Below are 18,256 nucleotides of genomic sequence, written 5' to 3'. Positions count from 1 at the left end.
TCACGTTCGGGCGTTGGCCGGCGCATCGTGTCCGCCACCACCCGATATACCGGCGTGCGATGTGCGCGTCGGCATTGAACGCATGCGGCCGGCTTATGCCGGCCAGTGCGTCGAAAGTAGAACGATCACCGCCGCATCAATGCGGGCGGAAACCGTACAGTTCGCCATCGTGCGTTTGCACGACGAGCGTGTCGCCAGCCATCACCGGCGCTGCCGTGATCGGGCTGCCGTCGGTCTTCACACGCGCGACGAACGTGCCATCGTCGCGCGACAGGAAGTGCACGTAGCCTTCGAAATCGCCGACGACGATCGACGGCCCAAGCAGCAACGGAACGCCGAGATCGCGGCTCTTGAGCTTCTCGTTGCGCCACAGCTGCTTGCCGTCCGTCGCGTTGAACGCCGAGACGACCGACCAGTCGTCGCTGGCCGCAACGAGCGTGCCGTCCTGCGTGACGCCGCTGGCGCTCGAGAACGGCTTCTCCCACACCGGACGCCCCGAGTTCGCATCGAAGCAGCCAATCTGGCCTTGGAACGTGACGGCGCACGCTTGCGCGCCGACGAGGATCGGCGCCCCCGTCACGTCGTTGATGCGCTCGACTTCGGTCACGCCCTTCGGATACGAAACCGGCGCCTGCCAGTATTCGTCGCCCGTCTTCAGATTGATCGCAGCCAGACCGCCACCCGGGAAACCGGCCAGTACAGCCGCGTCGCCCGCGAACGTCATGCCCGCCGTCACGCGCAGATTGAGCGGCACGGCACGGTTGCGATAGACCCACTTGAGCTCGCCCGTCTCGGCATTGAAGGCGCTGATCTGGCCGTCGATCGTGCGCACGACCACGTATCCATTGCCCACGAGCGGCGGCGTGATGATTTCGCCGGGCACGTTCGACTTCCACAGCAGCTTGCCGTCGGCGTCCAACGCGTAGACACCGCCGCGCGTGCCGCCCACAGCCGTGAATTTGCCGTCGCTACCGACGCCGGCCGTCAGGTCCGTATCGAGCTTCGCACGCCAGATCTGCTGACCGCTCTTGCCGTCGATCTTCTCGACGCTACCGCTCTTCCCAGCCGCATAGATGGCATCGCCCACGGCGACCGGCGCAAACAGATAGCGACCGCCGCTGCCGACGCTCGTCTTCCACGCGCGCTCCACGTTCAGAGCAGGCTTGAAGTTGGCGAGCGGCGTCGGGATGCGACGCTCATCCTTCGTCGACGAGCAGGCCGTCATCACGAGGACGGTCATCGCACAGGCGGCGGGCACGGCGAAACGTTTCAGCAAATTCATCGGTGGGCGAAGCATCAATCAAGAGTTGGTCAAATGAAGCGAACCGAGCGGGCAGCTTGCGCCGCTCAGCCGCCGAGCGCGTCGAGCTTGAACTGGATCAGTTGACGCATTTGAGCGTCGCCCTTCGCCAGCGAAGCGAGCGCGAGCTGATAGGCCGCACGAGCCTCGTCACGTTTGCCGGCGGCCGCCAGCAGATCGCCGCGGCGATCGGCGACGACGCCAGTGAAGCCTTCCGGCGGCGTGCCCGCAAGCAGCGCGAGCCCGGCGTCATATGCTTTCTCGTCGAGCAGCACAGCCGCGAGGCGCAGCTTCGCGATTTCCTTGTATTCGTCGTCCTTCGCATGGTCGACAGCCCATTGCAGCTGCGCTTTCGCGCCCGCAGCGTCGCCCGCATCGTACAGCACCTTCGCGCTGGCGAGCGCCGTCATCTGCGCGTAGGCCGTACCGCCGAAGCGCGATTCCATCGTGCCAGCATCACGTGCGACGCTTGCCTTGTCGTTGGCCGTCATCGCCTGCTGAACCTGCTCATACAGCACGGCGGCCTGCGCAGCCTGATGCCGTTGCCAGTAATTCCAGCCGTTCCAGCCAGCGGCCGCGACGAGCGCCACGAGCACGATCCAGGTGGTCGAGTTGCCCCATTGCGCCCACCAGGCCTTAAAACTTTCTATCGATTCTTGTTCGTCGTGATAACTCATCGCCAAACGATTCCTTCTTTTCTCGGGCCTTGTGATTGTCGAGATACGGATGGGTGTCGTGACGACACCCCTCTGCCCATCGATTGCCGCGACGCCAGTGCGCCGCCCTCCCAATCCTTGCTCGGCGCGCGTCTCGCGTCAGTCGTCGCCGTCTTCGGCGGTTGCAACCATCGCATTGATTAGAAATTCGGTCAAGTTTTCGACCGGCACGCTCTGTTGTTCGCTCTTTTCGCCTCGTTCGCTCAGATCGCGCAGCGGTTTGATACCGACCGTGCCGTTCGCGATTTCGTCGTCGCCGAGGATCACCGCGAACGCCGCGCCGCTCGCATCGGCACGCTTCATCTGCGACTTGAAGCTGGCCGACGCGCCGTCGGCGCTGCAATGCAGAATCACATCGAGCCCCGTATCGCGCAAACGCTCGGCGATGATGAACGCCTGCTCGCGCGCCACGTCGCCCTGGTGCACGACGTACACGTCGCAGCCCTCTTCCTGCGGCACGAGGCTCTCTTCCTTGAGGAGCTCGAGAATCCGCTCCACGCCCATCGCCCAGCCGCATGCCGCCGTCGGCTTACCGCCCAGTTGCTCGATCAGCGGATCGTAGCGCCCGCCAGCGGCGACGGTCCCTTGCGCACCCAGCTTGTCCGTCACCCACTCGAACACCGTGAGGTTGTAGTAATCGAGGCCGCGCACGAGACGCGGATTGATCGTGAACGGAATGTTGTTCGCCTTCAGCAGACGCTGCAGCCCTTCGAAGTGCGCGAGCGATGCCTCGCCGAGGAAATCGATCAGCTTCGGCGCGTTTTGCGCAATCTCCTGCAGCGCCGGGTTCTTCGTATCGAGCACGCGCAGCGGGTTCGTATAGAGACGGCGCTGCGCATCGGCATCGAGCACGTCGACGTGCTGCTCGAGATACTTGATCAGCTCGACGCGATGCGCGGCACGCTCTTCGGCCAGCCCGAGCGAGTTGATCTCGAGGCGAATGCCCGTCAGGCCGAGGTCGTCCCACAGACGCTGACACATCATGATGATTTCGGCGTCGGCATCGGGGCCGGCAAAGCCGAGCGCTTCGACGCCGACCTGATGGAACTGGCGATAACGGCCGCGCTGCGGGCGCTCGTGGCGGAACATCGGACCGATGTACCAGAGCCGCTTCGGGCCGTCGTAAAGCAGGTTGTGCTCGATGGCCGAGCGCACGACGGCTGCCGTGTTCTCGGGGCGCAGCGTCAGGTTCTCGCCGTTCAGCGCATCGACGAAGCTGTACATCTCCTTTTCGACGATGTCGGTGACCTCACCGATGCCGCGCGTGAACAGCTGCGTGTGTTCGACGATCGGCGTGCGGATGTTCTGATAGCCGTACGCGCGCAGCATCGATTTGACGGTCGCTTCGAAAAACTCCCACAGCGCGGCGTCTTGCGGCAAGACGTCGTTCATGCCTTTGACGCCAGCGAGTTTTTCGGCTTTTCTCTTCTGTTCAGTCATGCTCTATTCGGTGAACGAGTTAGTTCGCGACGCTCGCGCGGCCATAACGGCGCTCGACGTAGTCGCTGACGATTTGCTGGAATTCCTCTGCGATGCGCTCGCCGCGCAGCGTCTTCACTTTTTCGCCGTCGATGAAGACGGGCGCCGCGGGGTTTTCGCCCGAACCCGGCAAGCTGATGCCGATGTTCGCCTGCTTCGATTCGCCGGGGCCGTTCACGATACAGCCCATCACCGCGACGTGCATCTTCTCGACGCCGGGGTACTGATCGCGCCACACGGGCATCTGCGCGCGCAGGTACGACTGGATCTGCGAGGCCAGCTCCTGGAACAGCGTGCTCGTCGTGCGGCCGCAACCCGGGCATGCGACGACCATCGGCGTGAACGAGCGCAGGCCCATCGTCTGCAGGATTTCCTGTCCGACGATGACCTCGCCCGTGCGCGACGCGCCAGGCTCGGGCGTCAGCGAAATGCGGATCGTGTCACCGATGCCCTCTTGCAGCAGCACGCTCAGTGCAGCCGTCGACGCGACGATGCCCTTCGAACCCATCCCCGCTTCGGTCAGGCCCAAGTGCAGCGCGAAACGGCAACGGCGCGCGAGTTCACGGTAGACGGCGATGAGGTCCTGCACCCCACTGACCTTGCACGACAGCACGATGCGCTCACGCGCCAAACCCAGTTCCACTGCACGCTCGGCCGAGCCGATCGCCGACTGGATCAGCGCTTCGTACATCACGCTTTGCGCTTCCCACGGCTGAGCCCGCGAGGCGTTCTCGTCCATCATCTTCGCGAGCAGATCCTGGTCGAGACTGCCCCAGTTCACGCCGATGCGAACCGGTTTGTCATAGCGGGCGGCCGCTTCGATCATCTGCGCGAACTGCGTATCGCGCTTGGCGCCCTGACCCACGTTGCCGGGGTTGATGCGGTACTTCGAGAGCGCCTCGGCGCACGCCGGGTAGTCGCGCAGCAGCAGATGGCCGTTGTAGTGGAAATCGCCCACGAGCGGCACGGTGACGCCCATGCGGTCGAGCTGCTCGCGAACCGCCGGCACGGCCTGGGCCGCTTCGGGCGTGTTCACGGTAATGCGCACGAGCTCGGAGCCCGCCTGCGCCAACTCCTTGACCTGGATGGCCGTACCGATCGCATCGGCCGTATCCGTGTTCGTCATCGACTGCACACGCACCGGCGCATCGCCTCCGATCGTCACGAGGTTGCCGCCCCAACGGACGTCCACCGCGTGCGAAGCGCGCCGCGGCGCATGTCCGCCGAAAATCGGTTCGGAAGAACAAATCTGACTGCTGCTGTCGCTGTCGGAATGCATCGAAAGACCCATTAATCCTGTTTGCAAAGCGCGCCACGCCTCAAGCGGCGTGGCGCAGAATTTGAGAACGCGCCGCGCGTGGCAATCGCGGCGCTTAGCGCTTACGGCAGAGAGAAACGAGCGACGTTGCCCTTGCCCGAGTACTTGGCGGCGTCGACGGGCTGACCGTCGAACGTCATCGACTCGAGCCCGGCCCGGTTGCCCGCCGTCACCTTGAACGGCGGCACGCCCGACACTTCCTTCGTGTCGCCGGCGTGCACGAGGCCGGAGAACACCTCCTTGCCATCCTTGTCGCGGACGCTGAACCAGCTGTCTTGTGTGACCGTCACGCCCACCGTCGCCGTGCCGGCCAAGGCGGGCGCGGCGGCTGCCGATGCCGCTTGCGAAGCGCTCGCCTCTTGCGCCGTTGCGGGCGCCTTCGCTGCCGGGGCCGCCGACGCCGCTTTCGCTGCCGGAGTCTCCGATGCCGTTTGCGCTGCCGGCGTCTTCGCGACGGCGGCGGACGCCGCCGAAGCCGGTGCCGGCGTTTGTGCGGTGGCCGGCTGCGTCGTCGTTTGGACAGCCGTTTGAGCGGCGGCTTGCGTCGTCGTTTGGGCCGACGCGGCCGAAGCCGATGCAGCCGTCGCCGGCGCGGTAGCCGAGGCCATCGCCGCCGCACCGCTAGCCTCGCTCGCCGCCGAGGCTTCGAGCGCGACGCCCGACGCCACCGAGGCGCCTTGTTCGATCACAGGCTGCTGCACGACAGCCTGACTTTGAGCTGCCGCCGAAGCGCTACTGGCGTTGGCCGCGACACCGTTGGCGCTCGCCTTCAAACGCGCCAGCCAGGCATGCGACTCGCCGCCCGAGCGCCACATGACGAGCGCGACCAACCCGACGACCACCGCGGCGACGCCCCACCACCACGAACGATGGCGCTGCGTACTGCCGAGCGATACGGACACGCGTCCGCGCGGCATATCGGCACCCGTCGAAGCGGGCATCGACAGGTCGGGTTCAGGCTCGCCTTTCTCACGGCGCAGCGCTTGCGTGAACGGTGCCGGATCGGTCCCGAGCATCTTCGCGTAGGCACGCACGACGCCGAGTGCGAAGGTCGTGCCCGGCAAATGGCTGATGTCCCCTGCTTCGAGTGCCCGCATCTTCGGCGGCGAGACTTTGAGCCGCGCCGAAACATCGTCGACGGACCAGCCCTTGGCCTCGCGCAGCTGCGCTAGCCGCGCGCCAGCCGCGGCTAGCGACTCGAACGACGTCTGCCCCGCCTGGTGTGCGGCGTAGCCGTCGGCGTCACTACCTGAACGGCCTGCGTTCGGCTGCGTGCCATCTGATTGCGGATGCTGCTGCTCACTCATCCCTGATCCTCTCGCGTCGATTCTTTTCACCTGTGCGCTTAGCGCGGCCATTCATTTCGCCACGCAACGCAAACCGTTATAACAAAACTGCGCGGCAACGCGTACCGCTTATCCACCAGATGTCGCTACTCCCTGCGCGGCGCGACTTGCCGCTTCGTGCCGGCCTACTGCACCCGCCGGACCTCGATGACCTTGCCCGCGCGCCCGGTACGCTCGGCGAGCCGGGTACGATCCATGACCTCGCCGGCGAGCTGGCCGCACGCGGCATCGATATCGTCGCCGCGCGTCTTGCGCACGGTCGTCACGATTCCCGCATCGATGAGGATTTGCGCGAAGCGCTTGATACGCTCGTTTTTGGAGCGCAGCAATCCCGATTCCGGGAACGGGTTGAACGGGATCAGATTGAATTTGCACGGCACATCGGCCGTGACCGCGAGCAGCTCGCGCGCATGCGCGTCGGTATCGTTGACACCGTCGAGCATGCAATATTCGAACGTGATGAAGTCGCGCGGCGCGACCTTCAGATACCGCTGACACGCAGCCATCAGCTCGCGCAGCGGATATTTCTTGTTGAGCGGCACGAGCTCGTCGCGCAGCGCGTCGTTCGGCGCGTGCAGCGATACCGCGAGCGCCACGGGCAGATCGGCGCCGAGCCGGTCCATCATCGGCACGACCCCCGAGGTCGAGACCGTCACGCGTCGACGCGACAGGCCGTAAGCGTTGTCGTCGAGCATGAGGCGCAGCGCCGGCACGACCGCGTCGTAGTTGAGCAGCGGCTCGCCCATGCCCATCATCACGACGTTCGTGATGACGCGCTCGCCTTTGGTATCGGATTGTGCGGGGCGGCCAAGCGCCTCACGCAGCGTGAACTCGGCCATGCGCAGCTGGCTGATGATCTCGCCGGTCGTCAGATTGCGGGAAAAACCTTGCTTGCCGGTCGAGCAGAACCGGCAGTTGACCGCGCACCCTGCCTGCGACGACACGCACAGCGTGCCGCGAGTCTCTTCGGGGATGAACACGGTTTCCACGGCATTGCCGTTGCCGACGTCGACGAGCCACTTGCGCGTCCCGTCCGCCGACTGGTGGTCGCTGACCACATCCGGCATCGTGATCGTTGCGCGCCCTTTGAGCTTGGCCCGCAACGACTTCGCGAGATCGGTCATGCCGTCGAAATCGGCAGCGTTGTACTGGTGAATCCAGCGCTGCAATTGCTTGGCGCGAAACGGCTTCTCACCGAGGCTGTCGCAGTAGGCGACGAGGCCCTCGGCATCGAGGTCGAGAAGGTTGACGGTTGTACTGCTCGTCATTTCGGATCCTGCTGTTTCAGTGCGAAGAGCACCGCGCGTACCGTCGCAACCTCGCGAAGCGAGTGCGACGGCGCGTTTGGGGCCGCTCGCGCCAGATCGGCTTCGGGGCCTTACTCCGGGAATCAGCGCGAGTAGACGTTGACTGCCGGGAAGAAGAAGGCGATTTCGACGCCAGCCGTTTCCGGTGCGTCCGAGCCGTGCACTGCGTTGGCGTCGATGCTGTCGGCGAAGTCGGCGCGGATCGTGCCCTTATCAGCCTTCTTCGGATCGGTCGCGCCCATCAGTTCGCGGTTCTTGAGGATCGCGTTCTCGCCTTCGAGCACTTGCACCATCACGGGGCCCGAAATCATGAACTCGACGAGATCCTTGAAGAACGGACGCGCAGCGTGAACGGCGTAGAATTTCTCAGCGTCAGCACGCGACAGATGCACCATACGCGCTGCGATGACCTTCAGGCTCGCGCCTTCGAAGCGGCTGTAGATCTGGCCAATCACGTTTTTCGCCACTGCATCGGGCTTGATAATCGACAGAGTACGCTCGATCGCCATAAAAACTCCAAAAAATTAAGGGGTTACGGATTCCAAGGAATCTGCAATTGTAGCATGTTCCGGTGTATGATTGCGATCGAACCCTTACACGAACGAAAGGTGCGTGAGCGGGCGCAGCCGCGCAATCCGGTGCGCCGTTGAAACTCCCGTCAACCGTACCTATCTTACTGTGCGGGACCTCGAGGCAGCCCTACCTGCGCCGCCTCGCACGAATCGCTACCCAGTGTGGCTGCGTCTTACGCAAGGAGAAAGCATGAACGACTACCCGTACAACTTCGGTCGCGGCGGACTCGCCACGGCAGAAATCCGCAATCGCGTGCTACGGAACACTTACTGGCTGCTCGCGCTGTCGATGGTGCCCACCATCCTCGGGGCCTGGGTCGGCGTGGCGACCGGCTTTTCGCTGTTCGCCGCCACGAGCCCGGCCATGAGCATGCTGGCCTTCTTCGCGATCGCCTTCGGCTTCATGTTCGCGATCCAACGCACGAAGGACAGCGCCGTCGGCGTCGTCGTGCTGCTCGGCTTCACGTTCTTCATGGGCCTCATGCTGTCGCGGCTGCTGAGCTTCATTCTCGGCTTCTCGAACGGGCCGGCGCTGATCATGCTCGCCTTCGGCGGCACGGGCATCATCTTCACCGCGATGGCTACGATCGCCACGGTCAGCAAGCGTGACTTCACGGGTCTCGGCAAGTGGCTGTTCGTCGGCGTGCTGGTGTTGCTGCTCGCCTCGGTCGCGAACATCTTCCTGCACCTGCCGGCCTTGATGCTGACCGTTTCAGTGCTCGCGATCGTCATCTTCTCGGCTTACATGCTGTTCGACGTGCAACGCGTGGTGAACGGCGGCGAGACCAACTACATCACGGCCACGCTCGCGATTTATCTCGACCTGTACAACGTGTTCGTCAACCTGCTCTCGCTGCTCGGTATCTTCGGCGGCAATCGCAACTGAGCAACTGATCGACGCGCGTACCACGCCACAAAAAAACGGCCCTCGGGCCGTTTTTTTATGGGCGCTGCGATTCCCGGCCGATCAGTCGCGTTCGAACAGTGCGATCGATTCGACGTGGGACGTGTGCGGGAACATGTTGACCACGCCAGCGGCCTTCAGGCGATAGCCGGCCTCGTGCACGAGCAGGCCCGCGTCGCGCGCAAGCGTGGCCGGGTTGCACGAGACATAGACGATACGGCTCGGCAACGGACCTTCGCCGCTTTGCGCAATCTCGGCAAGCGCCTTCGAAACCGCCAGCGCGCCTTCGCGCGGAGGATCGATCAGATACTTGTCGAACGCGCCGAGTGCACGCAAGTCGTCGGCCGTTACCTCGAACAGGTTGCGGCAGGCGAACGACGTATGGCCGTCGACACCGTTGGCCTTCGCGTTGGCGAGCGCGCGCGTCGTCAGGGTCTCGCTGCCTTCGATGCCCATGACCTCGCGCGCCAGCCGTGCCAACGGCAGCGTGAAATTGCCGATGCCACAGAACAGATCGAGCACGCGGTCGGTGCGCGCGGGTGCCAGCAGCCGCGCGGCGCGGCCCACCAGCACACGGTTGATCGCATGGTTGACCTGCGTGAAATCGGTCGGCTTGAACGGCATCCGGATGTTGAATTCGGGCAGCGTGTAGTCGAGCTCGATGTCGAGCGGGTAAAACGGCACCACCGTATCCGGCCCCTTCGGCTGCAGCCAGAACTGCACGCCCTCGTGCTCGTCGGCAAAGGCACGGACGCGCGCCTCATCGTCGGCCGTCAGCGGCTCCAGCACGCGCAGCACGAGTGCCGTCACGCTCGCGCCCACCGCCACCTCGATCTGCGGCAGACGATCGCGAATCGACAAGCTCTCGACCAGCCGGCGCAGCGGCACGAGCATCGCCGAAACATGAGGCGGCAACACTTCGCAGCTCGTCATGTCGGCGACGTAGCTGCTCTTTTTTTCGTGAAAGCCCACCAGCACGCCGCCTTTTTTTGCGACGTGTCGCACGGTCAAACGCGCACGGTAACGGTATCCCCACGACGGGCCGTGGATCGGCCTGAACACCGTCTCGGGCCGCAGCTTCGCGAGGTGCCAGAGATTGTCTTCGAGCACGCGCTGCTTGACCGCGACCTGCGCACGCACCTCCAGATGCTGCATCGAACAGCCGCCGCACGTGCCGAAGAACGCGCATTGAGGGGTCACGCGCTGCGCGCTGGCGCGCAGGACGTCGACGACTTGCGCTTGCTCGAAACTCGGCTTCTTGCGATAACTCGAATACGTGACGCGCTCACCCGGCAACGCGCCTTCGACGAAAATCACTTTGCCGGGCTCGCCATCCTCGGTCACGAGGCGACCGACGCCGCGCGCCTCCATGTCGAGCGAGTCGACGTCGAGAATTGGGGCACTAACGGGAGCAACGGACTGCGCCGCGCGCTTGATCGGCTGCACGGTACTGCGGGGAGATTCGGACACCTGCGGCTTCCTGGCGGTCATGGGACGAAAGGCGAGATTGTAGACGAACGGCGCGGCGCAACGGAGGTTTGCAGATGCGACTGATCAGTTGGAACATCCAATGGGGGCGCGACGCAAGCGGGACGGTCGATCTTGCCCGCACGATCCGTGAAGCGCAGGCCCTGGCCGACTTCGACGTGATCTGCCTGCAGGAGGTCACGCGCGGCTTCCACGTGCTGCCGGGCGGCCCATCGAACGATCAATTTGCCGAGCTCGCCGCGGCTCTGCCCGGCTTTACCGTGCTCGAGGCCATCGGCGCCGATCTGCCGCCGCTTGACGGCACAGGCCCGAGACGCCAGTTCGGCAATGCGATCGCCACGCGCCTGCCCGCCGAGCTCGCCATCCGGCATACACTGCCGTGGCCCGCCGATGCGAGTGCGCCGTCAATGCAGCGCGTCGCGCTCGAAGCGATGGTGCGCGCGCCGAACGGGCCACTGCGCATCGTCGTCACCCATCTCGAATTCTATTCGCTGAAGCAGCGGCTCGCTCAGGTCGACGAACTGCGGCGCTTGCATCTCGAGGCGCTTGACCATGCCGCCCATCCCGCGACGGCCGAGAATACGAGCGGCCCGTTCGCCCCCACGGCACGGCCCTCGAGCGCCATTGTCTGCGGCGACTTCAACAGCGCATTCGATTCGCCGGCCTACCGGCGCTTTCTCGCCCCGATACAAGGGGCACCCGGCTTTGTCGATGCCTGGTGCGCGCTACACCCGGGACAAATGCCGCCGCCGACGGCAGGAGTCTACGACACCGTGCAATGGAGCGAAGGGGCGATCGCGTGCGATTTCGTATTCGTCACGGACGACTTGCGCAGCCGCTTGCGGCGCTGCGAGATCGACGGCGTGACGCAAGCGTCCGACCATCAGCCGATCGTGCTCGAGCTCGATTAAATCGTTTTCAGGGGCAAACTCAATTCGTGAGCGCCGGCGAGCGCGCCATCCAGGCGGTCTGTCTATTCAGCGAAAGCGGCCAGATACTCGCCCCAATGCGCGCCGGCCTCCTGCGCGAGCGACTGTTTGACGAAGGCAATCTCGTCGGCGTATTCGTCGGGCGTGGACGCGCCGCGCATCAACTGAAACCGGCAGTACAGCAGGTACGTGTTGACGACGTCCGTCTCGCAATAATTGCGGATCTCGTCGATGCGGCCTTCGCGGAAGGCATGCCATACCTGACCGCCGTCCATGCCGAGCTTGCCCGGAAACCCGCACAGCTTCGCGAGCGCATCGAGCGGCGCATTGGCGCGCGCCTGATACATCGCGAGCACGTCCATCAAGTCCGTATGACGCGAGTGATAGCGGCTGATGTAGTTGTTCCACTTGAAGTCGCGATCGTCTTCGCCGAGGTCCCAATAGCGCGAGGCGGCAATGCCGTGCACGAGCGCACGATAGTGCAGCACAGGCAGATCGAAACCCCCGCCGTTCCACGACACGAGCTGCGGCGTGTACTTTTCGATCACGCGATAGAACGACTGGATCAAGGTGGCCTCGTCGTCTTCGACGGTGCCCAGCGAACGCACGCGCAACCCGCTACGGTCACGAAAGACGCACGAGATCGCCGCGACGCGCTGCAGGTGGTGCGGCAGGAAATCGCTGCCCGTCTTTTCGCGACGCGCGGCAAACGCATGTTCGGCGACTTCGGCGTCGCTCATTGAAGCCGGCAAATCGTCGAGACGACGAATGCCGGCGACATCGGGAATCGTCTCGATGTCGAAAACGAGAATCGGTGTCATCTGTGTTAAAGCACAGCGTCCTTGCGCACGCCGTTGGACGCGAAAAAGCGCTTCAAACGCACGAGCGCTTCTTGTTGAATCTGCCGCACGCGCTCGCGCGTGAGGCCCATTTCATCGGCCAGCTCCTCGAGTGTCGCAGGCTCGATGTGATTAAGCCCGAAGCGACGCTCGATCACGTGGCGATGTTTGTCCGACAACCGTGACAGCCATGCGCGCGTGAGCGTCTCGAGCTCGCGATGCTGCACTTCGGCGTCGGGCGATTGACTCTGATCGTCCGACAGCAGATCGAGCAGGCTACTCGCCGGATCGAGATCGAGCGGCGCATCGAGCGATGCAGTGTGCTCGTTCAGCGCGAGGATGTCGGTCACCTCGTCGCTGGTCTTGCCGGTCAAATACGCGATATCGTCGATGCTCGCGTCGCGACGCTCGCTCGCCTCACCCGAATTCATCGAGTTTTTCTCGAGATGGCGCTTGGCGCGCAGCACCTGGTTCAACTCGCGGATCACGTGCACGGGCAGCCGCACGGTGCGTGCCTGATTCATGATCGCGCGCTCGATGCTCTGCCGAATCCACCACGTTGCGTAAGTGGAGAAACGGAAACCGCGCGTCGGATCGAATTTCTCGATCGCGTGCATGAGGCCGAGGTTGCCTTCTTCGATGAGATCGAGCAGCGGCACGCCGCGATTCAGATACCCCTTCGCGATGCTCACGACGAGCCGCAGATTGCGCTCGATCATGACCTGCCGAGCCTCGAATTCACCGGCCTTGGCCAGCCTCGAATAGCGTTGCTCTTCCTCGACCGTCAGCAGCGGCTTCACGCTGATACGGTTCAAGTAATGCTGGATCGTGTCGGCCGTGAGCTCCGCCTGCAACAGCGCGCGGAAGTCGTCGGGATCCGGAGCAGCTTCGCCTGCCTCTTCGCGTGCGTCGCTGCCTTCGTCGGCATCGGCCGACGACGCCTCACTCTCGAACTCGCTCTCCGTCTCGGCGGGCTCGTCTTCGGGCTCGATCGAAGCGCCTGAGTCCTGCACCATTTCGTGCCCGACTCGACTGAGCGTGTCCGTTTCGGCTTGCTGGTTGCGACGCTTCGATTTCGGCATGGTCGTATCGCTTATTGCGGAGGCAAGTATTTCTGTGGGTCGACAGGTTTGCCCTGCTGGCGTACTTCGAAGTGCAACATCACTCTATCCGCATCGCTGTTGCCCATCTCGGCGATCTTCTGCCCTTTGGTCACCGAGTCCCCTTCTTTTACCATCAAAGCTCGGTTGTGTGCATATGCGGTCAGATACGTTGCATTGTGCTTGATGATAATGAGATTGCCGTAACCGCGCAGCCCATTTCCTGCGTAGACAACACGTCCATCTGCGGCAGCCTTCACTGGATCGCCAGGTGCCCCGCCGATATTGAGCCCCTTGTTCTTCTGATCGTCGAACCTGCCGACGATCGGGCCATGTGCCGGCCACGCGAACGAAACGTTGCCAACGCCTGCGGTGGTGTCGCTTGCGGCGGGCGGCTGTGCAGGAATCGTCGTGGCCGTCGAGCCTGAACCGTACATCGGCGGCATCGCCTGACTCGCCACTGAAGCAGGCGGTGCACTGGTGGTGGGCGACAGCGGCGCGCTCTGCACCGGTTGTGCGCCCACGACGGGCGCAGTCGCAACGCCCGGCGTCACGGCCGCATTGTTCGCGGCACCCGGCGGCACGACGCGCAGCAGTTGCCCCACTTCGATCCGGTTCGGATCGGCCAAGTTGTTCCACGCGGCGATGTCGCGATAGTTCTGGCCATTGTCGAGCGCGATGCGATACAACGTCTCGCCCGGCTTCACGCGGTAATAGCCCGGCGGCGGAGGCGCGAGCGGCACCGCAGGCTGAGCGGCCGATTGCATCGGCGTACCAGCACCCGGCTGCGTGGCGAGCGTGCCCGAACGATCGACGACGGGAGCCTGATCGAGTCGCGTCGCACAAGCGGCGAGCGTCGACAGAGCTACCGCACACATGACGCGCTGAGCGACGGTCAATCGGACATTTTCTTTATTTCTCTGCATCGCGCGCAACATAGACATCGGTATCAAATTACTCCGGATTTTAAGGGGACAAAGAAAACGCGATCAAGCCGCGACTCTCGCCATTGACTGTTCGAGACGCGCTCGACCAGGGTAAGTACTTGGTTCTGCCCGCTCTGCGCGCCGACCGGCGCCACGAGCCGCCCGCCGATCGCAAGCTGCTCGAGCAGCGCCTGCGGCACGTCGAGCCCGGCAGCCGCAATCACGATCGCGTCGAACGGTGCCGCCGCGGGCAAACCCAGCCGGCCGTCGCCGTAATGCAGGCGAATGTTCGGCACGCGCAGCGGACGCAGATTGATCTTGGCGCGCTCGTACAGCGGCTTGATTCGCTCGATCGAATACACGTCGCCTGCCATGCGGCTCAGCACCGCGGCCTGGTAACCGCAGCCGGTGCCGATTTCGAGCACACGTTGCAGTTCACGCCCCGCCGCGGCGAGCTCGAGCATGCGCGCGACGACGGACGGCTTCGAGATCGTCTGCTGATGCCCGATCGGCAACGCCGCATCCTCATAGGCCTGAGCGGCGAGTCCCGGGTCGACGAACATGTGGCGCGGCACGACCGACATCGCATGAAGCACGCGTGCATCGAGCACGCCATTGGTTCGAAGGCGTTCGACCATGCGCTCGCGCACACGTTCCGACGTCAGGGCAAGCGCGCCTGTCAGCGCGACATTGGGCGCCCCCATTCTGGGCGCGCCCATTTTCTCCAGACCGTGCGACGCTGGCATGTCAGCCCGCAGCAATCCCGCCTCGCGCGGCGCCGCATTCGTGCGCGCGCGTGCGCGCTCGTCGCTGCCTGCCCGCGGCGCAGCCGTGCTGGTGCGCGGCTTGCGTTCGAGGTCGGCAAGCCCTAGGGGAAAACGCTTAGCGCGCTCGCTCGTCATGAACCGTGGCGTCCCGCACGCGCCCATTCGTGCGTCGCGTCCAACATTTGGGTATGCGTCAGATCGAGCTGGAGGGGTGTGATCGACACACGGCCGTTGGCGAGCGCGTGGAAATCGGTTCCTTCGCTCGCGTCGAGCGCGGCGCCCGACGGACCGATCCAGTAGATCGGCTCGCCACGCGGATTGGTTTGGCGAATCACGGGCTGCGACGGGTGGCGCTTGCCGAGACGTGTCACGGCCCACTCGCCCAATTGGTCGTAGGGCCGATTCGGAATGTTCACGTTGAGCAGCGGATGGCCCGGCAGCGGATTCGCGAGGAAATGCTTGACGATGTCGAGCGCAACGCGCGCGGCATCTTCGAGATGAATCCAGTCCTTTTCGACGAGCGAAAACGCGATCGCCGGCACCCCGAACATCACGCCTTCCGTCGCCGCGGCGACGGTGCCCGAGTAGAGTGTGTCTTCGCCCACATTCTGGCCGTTGTTGATGCCCGAGACGACGAGATCGGGCTTGTCGTCGAGCATGCCGGTCAGCGCGATGTGGACCGAGTCGGTCGGCGTGCCGTTCACGTAGTAAAAACCGTTCGCCGAGCGCAGCACCGACAGCGGCCGCGAGAGCGTCAGCGAGTTCGATGCGCCGCTGCAATTTTGCTCGGGCGCCATCACCGTCACCTCGCCGAGGGACTTCAGCGCTTGATAGAGCGCGGCAAGGCCGGGCGCCAGATAACCGTCGTCGTTGCTGAGTAGGATTCGCATTCGTCGATTGTAACCGAGGAGACCGTCGCTCAGAGCGATCGTTCACCCGTCTGACAAGAGCGTGTGGCGCGAGAAAAGGCACGGTCGTTCGCCCTGTTCTACACTGCATCGCATCGGTCCCGACAAGGAGAGACGATGCGCGCGATTCGCTGCAAAGAGTACGGCCCGCCCGAGACGCTCGTGGTCGAGACGTTACCTGATCCGACACCCGGTGCCGGTGAGGTCGTCATCGACGTGAAGGCCGCCAGCGTCAACTTTCCCGATGTGCTCGTCATCGAGAACAAGTATCAATTCAAGCCCGCGCTGCCGTTCACGCCAGGCTCGGAACTGGCCGGCGTGGTACGCGCCGTCGGACCGGGCGTGAGTCATCTGCGGCCCGGCATGGCCGTCTTCGCGTTTACGCGTATCGGCGGGTTTGCCGAGCAAGCACTCGCGCCGGCCGAGGCCTGCTCGCCCATGCCAGAAGGCGCTGATTTCGCGACCGCTGCTGCGTTCACGCTGGCTTACGGCACGTCGCACCATGCCGTTGTCGACCGTGCCGCGCTCAAGGCCGGCGAGACGATGCTCGTACTCGGCGCAGCGGGCGGTGTCGGCCTCGCGGCCATCGAAATCGGCAAGGCCCTTGGTGCGCGCGTCATCGCGGCCGCATCGAGCGACGAGAAACTCGCGGTATGCGTCGCGCACGGTGCCGATGCGACGATCCAGTACGCGCGCGAGGATCTGCGCGCGCGCATCGCCGCGCTGACCGAAGGCCGTGGCCCGGACGTCGTCTACGATCCGGTCGGCGGCATCTACGCCGAGCCGGCGTTTCGCAGCATCGCCTGGCGCGGCCGCTATCTCGTGGTCGGCTTCGCGAACGGCGAGATCCCGAAGCTGCCGCTCAACCTCGTGCTGCTCAAGGGCGCGAACCTCGTCGGCGTGTTCTGGGGGGAATTCGCCAAGCGCGAGCCGCAGCGCAATGCGGCAGCGTTTGGCGAACTGTTCGGGTGGCTCAAGGAAGGCAAGCTGCGCCCGCTCGTCAGCGCGCGCTATCCGCTCGACGAGACGGGCCGCGCGTTGCGCGACATGGCCGAGCGGCGCGTGACCGGCAAAATCGTCATCACACCGTAACGCAGCTGCGTCGAGCGCACGCGCTCCAATGAGCGTTCAAATGATTTTGCGTTCGTGCAGCGAAGCGATCTCGTCGTCGCGATAGCCGAGCCCACGCAAGACTTCGTCGGTGTGCTCGCCGAGCGCCGGGCCCAGCCAGCGCGTGCCGCCCGGCGTCTCCGACAGCTTCGGCGTCACGTTCGGCAATGCGATGTCGAGCTCGCCCTGCCACTTGAAGCGCTGGATCATCTCGCGCGCGGCGTACTGCGGATCGTCGAACATGTCGGCGACGCTGTAGATACGTCCCACGGGCACGTCGGCCGCGTTGAGCACCTCGAGCGCTTCGTCGATCGTCCTCTCGGCCAGCCAAGCCCCGATCGCCTCGTCGATCTCCTTCGTGCGCGGCACACGTCCGTCGTTGTGCGCAAGTCCTGGGTCGTCGGCCAGATCGCTGCGGCCGATGGCCGTCATGAGCCGCTTGAAGATCGGATCGCTGTTGCCGCCCACGACGAGGCCGCCGTCCTTGCATGCATAGGTGTTCGACGGCACGATGCCCGGCAGCGAAGCCCCCGTGCGCTCGCGCACGGCGCCATACACGCCGTACTCGGGCACGATGCTTTCCATCAGGTTGAAAACGGCTTCGTAAAGCGCGACATCGACGACCTGCCCCTTGCCGCCGTTCGCGCGCCGATGGTGCAGTGCCATCATCGCGCCGATTACGGCGTGCAGTGCCGCGATCGAATCGCCGATCGAAATGCCGATGCGCGGCGGCGGCAGCTCGGGATAGCCGGTAATGTGGCGCAAGCCGCCCATCGACTCGGCGATCGAGCCGAAGCCGGGCCGATCGCGGTACGGGCCCGTCTGCCCGTAACCGGACAGACGCACCATGACCAGACCAGGGTTTTGCGCGCTCAGTACGTCATAGCCGAGCCCAAGCTTTTCGAGCAGGCCCGGCCGGAAATTCTCGATGACGATATCGGCCTCGCTTGCCAGGCGACGCACGATCTCCTTGCCCTCCTCGGCCTTGAGGTTGACCGTCACCGATTTCTTGTTGCGAGCCTGCACGGCCCACCACAACGAGGTGCCGCCCGCCTCGGGATACAGCATGCGCCACTTGCGCAGCGGGTCCCCGCCGTTGGGGTCTTCGATCTTGACGACCTCGGCGCCGAATTCGCCTAGAAAGCGCGCAGCGAACGGCCCCGCAATCAGCGTGCCGAGCTCGAGCACCTTGACGCCCGCGAGCGGGCCGGCGGATGCATTCATGTTGACCTCGGATCGAAACGAAA

General features: G+C 64.5%; 17 protein-coding genes. 3 read left to right on the top strand and 14 right to left on the bottom strand.

Annotated features, from left to right (window positions below):
• Positions 1-136: 136 nt before the first annotated feature.
• The 7 genes from bamB to ndk form a co-directional block, all read right to left on the bottom strand.
• Entirely contained in the window at positions 137-1,282 is a 1,146-nt protein-coding gene (bamB, locus tag D7S89_RS02585) for an outer membrane protein assembly factor BamB (protein ID WP_121275304.1), read from the bottom strand.
• 65 nt (positions 1,283-1,347) lie between these two features.
• Complete coding sequence (locus tag D7S89_RS02580; protein ID WP_121275302.1) at positions 1,348-1,977, bottom strand: tetratricopeptide repeat protein; 630 nt, start codon at positions 1,975-1,977, stop codon at positions 1,348-1,350.
• Positions 1,978-2,115: 138 nt separating this feature from the next.
• A complete protein-coding gene (gene hisS / locus D7S89_RS02575; protein ID WP_121275301.1) occupies positions 2,116-3,456 on the bottom strand; it encodes a histidine--tRNA ligase in 1,341 nt (446 codons plus the stop codon).
• Between the two features lie 19 nt (positions 3,457-3,475).
• Entirely contained in the window at positions 3,476-4,786 is a 1,311-nt protein-coding gene (gene ispG / locus D7S89_RS02570; RefSeq protein WP_121275299.1) for a flavodoxin-dependent (E)-4-hydroxy-3-methylbut-2-enyl-diphosphate synthase, read from the bottom strand.
• Positions 4,787-4,875: 89 nt separating this feature from the next.
• Complete coding sequence (locus D7S89_RS02565) at positions 4,876-6,120, bottom strand: helix-turn-helix domain-containing protein (protein WP_121275297.1); 1,245 nt, start codon at positions 6,118-6,120, stop codon at positions 4,876-4,878.
• A gap of 164 nt (positions 6,121-6,284) precedes the next feature.
• Positions 6,285-7,427: a dual-specificity RNA methyltransferase RlmN gene (rlmN, locus tag D7S89_RS02560; protein ID WP_121275295.1), complete on the bottom strand. Its 1,143-nt coding sequence runs from the start codon at positions 7,425-7,427 to the stop codon at positions 6,285-6,287.
• Between the two features lie 122 nt (positions 7,428-7,549).
• A complete protein-coding gene (gene ndk, locus D7S89_RS02555) occupies positions 7,550-7,975 on the bottom strand; it encodes a nucleoside-diphosphate kinase (RefSeq protein ID WP_121275293.1) in 426 nt (141 codons plus the stop codon).
• A 253-nt stretch (positions 7,976-8,228) separates the two neighbouring features.
• On the opposite strand from ndk, the gene D7S89_RS02550 reads away from it, so the two are divergent.
• On the top strand, positions 8,229-8,924 hold the full coding sequence (locus D7S89_RS02550; protein WP_121275291.1) for a Bax inhibitor-1/YccA family protein: 696 nt from the start codon (positions 8,229-8,231) through the stop codon (positions 8,922-8,924).
• Positions 8,925-9,005: 81 nt separating this feature from the next.
• Here the strand turns inward: D7S89_RS02550 and rlmD are convergent, their stop codons facing one another.
• On the bottom strand, positions 9,006-10,313 hold the full coding sequence (rlmD, locus tag D7S89_RS02545; RefSeq protein ID WP_425470731.1) for a 23S rRNA (uracil(1939)-C(5))-methyltransferase RlmD: 1,308 nt from the start codon (positions 10,311-10,313) through the stop codon (positions 9,006-9,008).
• Positions 10,314-10,486: 173 nt separating this feature from the next.
• Between rlmD and D7S89_RS02540 the strand changes: the two genes are divergently transcribed.
• Complete coding sequence (locus D7S89_RS02540; RefSeq protein WP_121275289.1) at positions 10,487-11,341, top strand: endonuclease/exonuclease/phosphatase family protein; 855 nt, start codon at positions 10,487-10,489, stop codon at positions 11,339-11,341.
• Between the two features lie 62 nt (positions 11,342-11,403).
• Here the strand turns inward: D7S89_RS02540 and D7S89_RS02535 are convergent, their stop codons facing one another.
• Genes D7S89_RS02535 through surE form a run of 5 tightly spaced genes read right to left on the bottom strand, consistent with a single transcriptional unit; the run spans position 11,404 to position 15,881 of the window.
• The gene (locus D7S89_RS02535) at positions 11,404-12,180 is read right to left on the bottom strand and encodes a 3'-5' exonuclease (protein ID WP_121275287.1); all 777 of its coding nucleotides are present in this window, start codon (positions 12,178-12,180) and stop codon (positions 11,404-11,406) included.
• A gap of 5 nt (positions 12,181-12,185) precedes the next feature.
• The gene (gene rpoS, locus D7S89_RS02530; RefSeq protein WP_121275285.1) at positions 12,186-13,280 is read right to left on the bottom strand and encodes an RNA polymerase sigma factor RpoS; all 1,095 of its coding nucleotides are present in this window, start codon (positions 13,278-13,280) and stop codon (positions 12,186-12,188) included.
• Positions 13,281-13,291: 11 nt separating this feature from the next.
• Positions 13,292-14,242, bottom strand: coding sequence for a peptidoglycan DD-metalloendopeptidase family protein (locus D7S89_RS02525; RefSeq protein ID WP_121275283.1), 951 nt, complete (start codon positions 14,240-14,242; stop codon positions 13,292-13,294).
• Positions 14,243-14,247: 5 nt separating this feature from the next.
• A complete protein-coding gene (locus tag D7S89_RS02520; protein ID WP_121276021.1) occupies positions 14,248-15,126 on the bottom strand; it encodes a protein-L-isoaspartate(D-aspartate) O-methyltransferase in 879 nt (292 codons plus the stop codon).
• Positions 15,123-15,881 (bottom strand): 5'/3'-nucleotidase SurE, encoded by a 759-nt coding sequence (gene surE, locus D7S89_RS02515; protein ID WP_121275281.1) that lies wholly within the window; start codon positions 15,879-15,881, stop codon positions 15,123-15,125. The genes D7S89_RS02520 and surE overlap by 4 nt, the downstream gene beginning before the upstream one ends.
• A 135-nt stretch (positions 15,882-16,016) precedes the next feature.
• Between surE and D7S89_RS02510 the strand changes: the two genes are divergently transcribed.
• The gene (locus tag D7S89_RS02510) at positions 16,017-16,991 is read left to right on the top strand and encodes an NADPH:quinone oxidoreductase family protein (protein ID WP_121275279.1); all 975 of its coding nucleotides are present in this window, start codon (positions 16,017-16,019) and stop codon (positions 16,989-16,991) included.
• Between the two features lie 36 nt (positions 16,992-17,027).
• On the opposite strand, the gene D7S89_RS02505 is transcribed toward D7S89_RS02510, so the two are convergent.
• The gene (locus D7S89_RS02505) at positions 17,028-18,233 is read right to left on the bottom strand and encodes a CaiB/BaiF CoA transferase family protein (RefSeq protein ID WP_121275277.1); all 1,206 of its coding nucleotides are present in this window, start codon (positions 18,231-18,233) and stop codon (positions 17,028-17,030) included.
• Positions 18,234-18,256: the final 23 nt, after the last annotated feature.

The organism is Trinickia fusca (assembly GCF_003628145.1).
In the GTDB taxonomy this organism is placed as follows: domain Bacteria; phylum Pseudomonadota; class Gammaproteobacteria; order Burkholderiales; family Burkholderiaceae; genus Trinickia; species Trinickia fusca.
The sequence above is the reverse complement of the archived record's forward strand: the minus strand, read 5'-3'. Positions and strand labels throughout refer to the sequence as shown.

What these genes read in the sequence shown, in the direction of transcription:
- bamB (WP_121275304.1), bottom strand. Translation starts at nt 1,282, where the DNA reads ATGAATTTGCTGAAACGTTTCGCCGTGCCCGCCGCCTGTGCGATGACC.
- D7S89_RS02580 (WP_121275302.1), bottom strand. Translation starts at nt 1,977, where the DNA reads ATGAGTTATCACGACGAACAAGAATCGATAGAAAGTTTTAAGGCCTGG.
- hisS (WP_121275301.1), bottom strand. Translation starts at nt 3,456, where the DNA reads ATGACTGAACAGAAGAGAAAAGCCGAAAAACTCGCTGGCGTCAAAGGC.
- ispG (WP_121275299.1), bottom strand. Translation starts at nt 4,786, where the DNA reads ATGGGTCTTTCGATGCATTCCGACAGCGACAGCAGCAGTCAGATTTGT.
- D7S89_RS02565 (WP_121275297.1), bottom strand. Translation starts at nt 6,120, where the DNA reads ATGAGTGAGCAGCAGCATCCGCAATCAGATGGCACGCAGCCGAACGCA.
- rlmN (WP_121275295.1), bottom strand. Translation starts at nt 7,427, where the DNA reads ATGACGAGCAGTACAACCGTCAACCTTCTCGACCTCGATGCCGAGGGC.
- ndk (WP_121275293.1), bottom strand. Translation starts at nt 7,975, where the DNA reads ATGGCGATCGAGCGTACTCTGTCGATTATCAAGCCCGATGCAGTGGCG.
- D7S89_RS02550 (WP_121275291.1), top strand. Translation starts at nt 8,229, where the DNA reads ATGAACGACTACCCGTACAACTTCGGTCGCGGCGGACTCGCCACGGCA.
- rlmD (WP_425470731.1), bottom strand. Translation starts at nt 10,313, where the DNA reads ATGGAGGCGCGCGGCGTCGGTCGCCTCGTGACCGAGGATGGCGAGCCC.
- D7S89_RS02540 (WP_121275289.1), top strand. Translation starts at nt 10,487, where the DNA reads ATGCGACTGATCAGTTGGAACATCCAATGGGGGCGCGACGCAAGCGGG.
- D7S89_RS02535 (WP_121275287.1), bottom strand. Translation starts at nt 12,180, where the DNA reads ATGACACCGATTCTCGTTTTCGACATCGAGACGATTCCCGATGTCGCC.
- rpoS (WP_121275285.1), bottom strand. Translation starts at nt 13,280, where the DNA reads ATGCCGAAATCGAAGCGTCGCAACCAGCAAGCCGAAACGGACACGCTC.
- D7S89_RS02525 (WP_121275283.1), bottom strand. Translation starts at nt 14,242, where the DNA reads ATGTCTATGTTGCGCGCGATGCAGAGAAATAAAGAAAATGTCCGATTG.
- D7S89_RS02520 (WP_121276021.1), bottom strand. Translation starts at nt 15,126, where the DNA reads ATGACGAGCGAGCGCGCTAAGCGTTTTCCCCTAGGGCTTGCCGACCTC.
- surE (WP_121275281.1), bottom strand. Translation starts at nt 15,881, where the DNA reads ATGCGAATCCTACTCAGCAACGACGACGGTTATCTGGCGCCCGGCCTT.
- D7S89_RS02510 (WP_121275279.1), top strand. Translation starts at nt 16,017, where the DNA reads ATGCGCGCGATTCGCTGCAAAGAGTACGGCCCGCCCGAGACGCTCGTG.
- D7S89_RS02505 (WP_121275277.1), bottom strand. Translation starts at nt 18,233, where the DNA reads ATGAATGCATCCGCCGGCCCGCTCGCGGGCGTCAAGGTGCTCGAGCTC.